General features: G+C 72.3%; 5 protein-coding genes and 1 pseudogene. 1 reads left to right on the top strand and 5 read right to left on the bottom strand.

All coding sequences use genetic code 11. The features are described from left to right. Positions 1-220, top strand: a pseudogene (locus AOK22_RS35590) (ATP-binding protein); the annotation flags it as partial. Between the two features lie 94 nt (positions 221-314). Here the strand turns inward: AOK22_RS35590 and AOK22_RS35585 are convergent. The 5 genes from AOK22_RS35585 to AOK22_RS35565 form a co-directional block, all read right to left on the bottom strand. Continuing rightward, positions 315-515, bottom strand: coding sequence for a PspC domain-containing protein (locus AOK22_RS35585; protein WP_055702831.1), 201 nt, complete (start codon positions 513-515; stop codon positions 315-317). Positions 516-606: 91 nt separating this feature from the next. Then, a complete protein-coding gene (locus AOK22_RS35580) occupies positions 607-1,155 on the bottom strand; it encodes a VanZ family protein (RefSeq protein WP_237773366.1) in 549 nt (182 codons plus the stop codon). Positions 1,156-1,228: 73 nt separating this feature from the next. Further along, complete coding sequence (locus AOK22_RS35575; protein WP_055702829.1) at positions 1,229-1,831, bottom strand: hypothetical protein; 603 nt, start codon at positions 1,829-1,831, stop codon at positions 1,229-1,231. After that, positions 1,828-3,393, bottom strand: a complete 1,566-nt coding sequence (locus AOK22_RS35570; protein WP_055702828.1) for a sensor histidine kinase — start codon at positions 3,391-3,393, stop codon at positions 1,828-1,830. Before AOK22_RS35570 ends, AOK22_RS35575 begins: the two co-directional genes overlap by 4 nt. Continuing rightward, the coding region (locus AOK22_RS35565) for a response regulator transcription factor (protein ID WP_055702827.1) at positions 3,390-4,019 on the bottom strand (630 nt) is incomplete at its 5' end. The genes AOK22_RS35565 and AOK22_RS35570, both read right to left, overlap by 4 nt.

Raw genomic sequence — 4,019 nt, 5'->3', positions numbered from 1 at the left:
CGTCTCCTCCGCGCTCCCCCTGGACCAGGCCGCCAAGACCCTCCCCGCCGGCGCCCCCGAGTCCCTCGCCGCCGGGCAGAACGCGCTGACCGGTGGTCTGGACGCCGTCGGCAAGTCCGGCAAGCCCGGCAAGCCCGGCGACCCGGTCTCCGGCCTGCTCGGCGGCCTGCCCGTCGGCGGCGCGACCGGCGCCCTCCCCGGTGGCCTGCCGCTCGGCTGACCCCTCTCGTCCGTACGCCGATGGGGCGCCCCTCTTCGCGAGGGGCGCCCCATCGTGTTTGCTCGCGCGACCGGTCGTCACCCGGTCTCCGCGGTCACCAGGCCTGGCGGGCCTTGCTCTCCGAGGGCAGCAGGACCCACAGCGCGATGTAGAGCAGGAACTGCGGGCCGGGCAGCAGACAGGAGAGCACGAAGATCACGCGCATCGTCGTCGCGGAGGTGCCGAAGCGCTTGGCCAGGGCTGCGCACACTCCGCCGATCATCCGGCCGTGGGTGGGGCGGGCAAGGGCGGTCATGTGGGGCTCCTTCGCGAACCGTCGAGGTGAGGCCGCTTCGTCGGCCTCGATGACTCAAAGGTACGGTCGCGAACCGGGGCAAAGCATCGATCTACGGTGCGATACCGACCCTGGGAATCGTCGGGGTCGACCCCTGAGAGGTGTCCTCCCGCAGGAGGGCCGCGCGGCCCGTCACGTCCTCATGACGGCGGAGCCTGGCCCGCGCGGCGGGCACGATCGCGACGTGCGCGAGGGCCACGCCGAGCGTGTTCAGGAGCAGCGAGTCGATGTCGACGACCTGTCCGGGGACGCCGGTCTGCAGCAGCTCGATGCCGAGCGAGAGCAGCGCCCCGGCGGCGACCGTACGCACCAGGGAACCCCACGGCGAGACGACGAGCCGCCCGCCGGCCAGGGGCAGCAGCACACCCAGCGGGGCGAGCAGCAGCACGCTCTCGCCGATCCGGCGGGCCGCCTGCAGGCCGCCGAGCGCCAGATCCGCCTTGATCCCGGCGAGCGGCTGCAGGTTCGCGGCGCTCACCCAGGGCACGTCCAGCGGACGCAGCGTGATCCACCCGACGAGCAGGAGATGCGCGACGAGGAGGAATCCTCCCGTCGCGCGGAAGCGGATGGCGGCAACACGGCCGCCCGAGCCTTGACGCACGCCCCCCAAGACGTCACAGGCGGCGCGATCGGTTCCGCGTGGCCACGGCGGTTACGTGCCGGTGACGCGCCAGTTACTTGAGGGATTCCGCGGGCGGCGCCACCGTCCCGGGCCGTGACCTGACCTCCGCGGTGCACGCGTACTCCCGCAGCGGATCGTCCCCGGGACCGCCCATGATCACCGAGTGGTCGTCCGAGGAGGCCGCGCTGTCGGCGAGCGTGCACACGATCTGCGCGAGCGCGAACGCCGACAGGTCCTCCGGCCGCGTACTGAAGCGCAGCGCGTCGGACGGGTCGCCCTCGCGCGGGCCGGTGACGGTGGTGCCGCCGCGCACGTCCGTGGCGAAGCCCGCCTCCTTCTCCTGCACGGACGGGGGCGTGGCCAGCTCGTCGAGGAGCGCCTGGGCGATGCGGACCCGGTCGGTGGTCGCCTTGTCCGTGCTGATCTGCACGTTCCGGTCGACGGTCACCAGCTGGGCCGCGCACACCAGGAACACCTGCACGGGCACGCCCCGCCCGGACTGCGCGGCGATGGAGGAGCCCGACATCACGCACGGCACCCGCGACGGCGCGGGGCCGTAGTCCGTCGGCACCTCCGTCGACCTGATCCCGCACCCGGCGAGCACGGCGGCGAGCCCGACGGCGGCGGCCGCGGCGCGGATCCGTCGTCCGGTCATGCCTGGCCCCCTTCCGCGCCCTCGTCCCCGGCGCCGCCGGCGCCGTCGTCGTTGCCGACGTCGCGCGGCAGCCACAGCGTGAACACCGCGCCGCCCTTCGGCGAGTTGGCCGCGGTGATCTCGCCGCCGTGGATGTGCGCGTTCTCCAGCGCGATGGACAGGCCGAGGCCGCTGCCCTCGGACCGCGGCCGGGACGCGCTGGCCTTGTAGAACCGGTCGAAGACGTGCGGCAGCACGTCGTCGGGGATGCCGGGGCCGTGGTCGCGCACCGAGATGACCAGCTTCGCGTCCTCCAGGCGCACCGACACCTCCACCGGGGAGCCGCCGTGCTTGAGCGCGTTGCCGATGAGGTTGGCGAGGATGACGTCGAGGCGGCGCGGGTCGAGACGGACCGTGATGCCGCGCTCGGCGTCCAGCTCGACCGCGTCCAGCCAGGCGCGCGCGTCGATGCACGCGGTGATCTGGTCGGCGATGTCCACGTCGTCCAGGACCAGACGCGCGGTGCCCGCGTCGAAGCGGGTGACCTCCATGAGGTTCTCCACGAGGTCGTTCAGGCGGCGGGTCTCGCTCACCACGAGGCGTACGGCGGGCTCGATCATCGGGTCGACCGAACCGGTCTCCGCGTCGAGCTCCTCCTCGAGGACCTCGGTGACGGCGGTGATCGCGGTGAGCGGGGTGCGCAGCTCGTGCGACATGTCGGCGACGAAGCGCCGGGACGCCTCCTCGCGGGCGCTCATGTCCGCGACCTTCTTCTCCAGGTTCTCGGCCGTCCTGTTGAACGTCCGCGAGAGATCGGCGAGTTCATCGGTGCCGGACACCCGCAGCCGGGTGTCCAGCTTGCCCTCGCCGAGCCGCCGCGCGGCAACTCCCAGCCGGTGCACCGGTTTCAGCACGGTCGTGGCGGCGGCCTGCGCGAGCAGCGCGGAGCCGATCAGCGCGAGCCCCGTCGCGATGGCCAGGGACCAGCCGAGCGAGCTGAGGTCCTTCGCCTCCGGTTCCAGGGACTTGAGCATGTAGCCGGTGGGGCCACCGCCGATCACCGTGGCGCCGCCCACCAGGTAGGGGGTGCCGTGGTCGACGGTCCGCTGCCAGTACAGGTGGTACGGGCTCTTGTTGCCCGAGCTGATCGGCTGCTTCTTGTTCACGGCCTTCTGCAGCGAGACCGGCACCTTGGCCAGCGTGAACGCGTCCAGGTCGGAGTAACCGACCATCTGGCCGCCGCCCTTCTTCTCGGCGACCAGGAGCACGCTGTAGCGCTGGCTGCTGTTCGCCATCTGCGCCGCGGCCGCCTGGAGTTCCTCCTGCGAGGGGTTGGGCGGCAGCGCGCCCGCGCGGCTCTGCATCTGCTGGCGGAAGTCCTTGAGCGCCGCGTCCTGCGCACGCGTCAGCACGGCCTCGCGGTTGAGCCAGTACGCGATGCCGGAGGCGGAGACGGCGGCGGTGAGCGCCACGAGCCCGAACACCACGACGAGGCGCAGCCTGAGGCTCGTGAAGCGCAGCCCCGCCAGTATGGCCTTGCGCGCCGCGGCCCAGCCGCGGAGCTTGTCCTGCGGTTTGGTCACTGAGGCGTGTCCAGCCGATAACCGACGCCGCGCACCGTACGGATCAGGGTCGGCGAGGACGGCACGTCCTCGACCTTGGCGCGCAGCCGCTGCACGCACGCGTCGACCAGCCGGGAGTCGCCGAGGTAGTCGTGCTCCCACACCAGACGCAGCAACTGCTGCCGCGACAGGGCCTGTCCGGGCCTGCGGCTCAGCTCCAGGAGCAGCCGCAGTTCGGTCGGCGTGAGCTGCAGGTCCTCGCCGTTCTTCGTCACGGTCATCGCGGCGCGGTCGATGACGAGCGAACCGAAGGTCGCCGCGTCGTTCGCCTCGCGCTCGCCGCGCCGCAGCACGGCCCGGATCCGGGCGTCCAGGACCCGCCCCTGCACGGGTTTGACCACATAGTCGTCGGCGCCGGACTCCAGTCCGACCACCACGTCGATGTCGTCGCTGCGCGCGGTCAGCAGGATGATCGGCAACTGGTCGGTGCGCCGGATGCGACGGCACACCTCGAACCCGTCGATGCCCGGCAGCATCACATCCAGCACGATCAGGTCCGGCCGCTGCTCGCTGAGCAGCTTCAGGCCGTCCTCGCCGGTGGCAGCAGTGGCCACCCGGTGCCCCTGGCGCGTCAGTGAAAGCTCCAG

This window comes from Streptomyces silaceus, from assembly GCF_001419745.1.
Classification (GTDB): Bacteria; Actinomycetota; Actinomycetes; order Streptomycetales; family Streptomycetaceae; genus Streptomyces; species Streptomyces silaceus.
The sequence above is the reverse complement of the archived record's forward strand: the minus strand, read 5'-3'. Positions and strand labels throughout refer to the sequence as shown.

Bases quoted from the DNA above. Each gene is read 5' to 3' on its own strand.
- AOK22_RS35585 (WP_055702831.1), bottom strand. From the start codon at position 515: ATGACCGCCCTTGCCCGCCCCACCCACGGCCGGATGATCGGCGGAGTG.
- AOK22_RS35575 (WP_055702829.1), bottom strand. From the start codon at position 1,831: ATGACCGGACGACGGATCCGCGCCGCGGCCGCCGCCGTCGGGCTCGCC.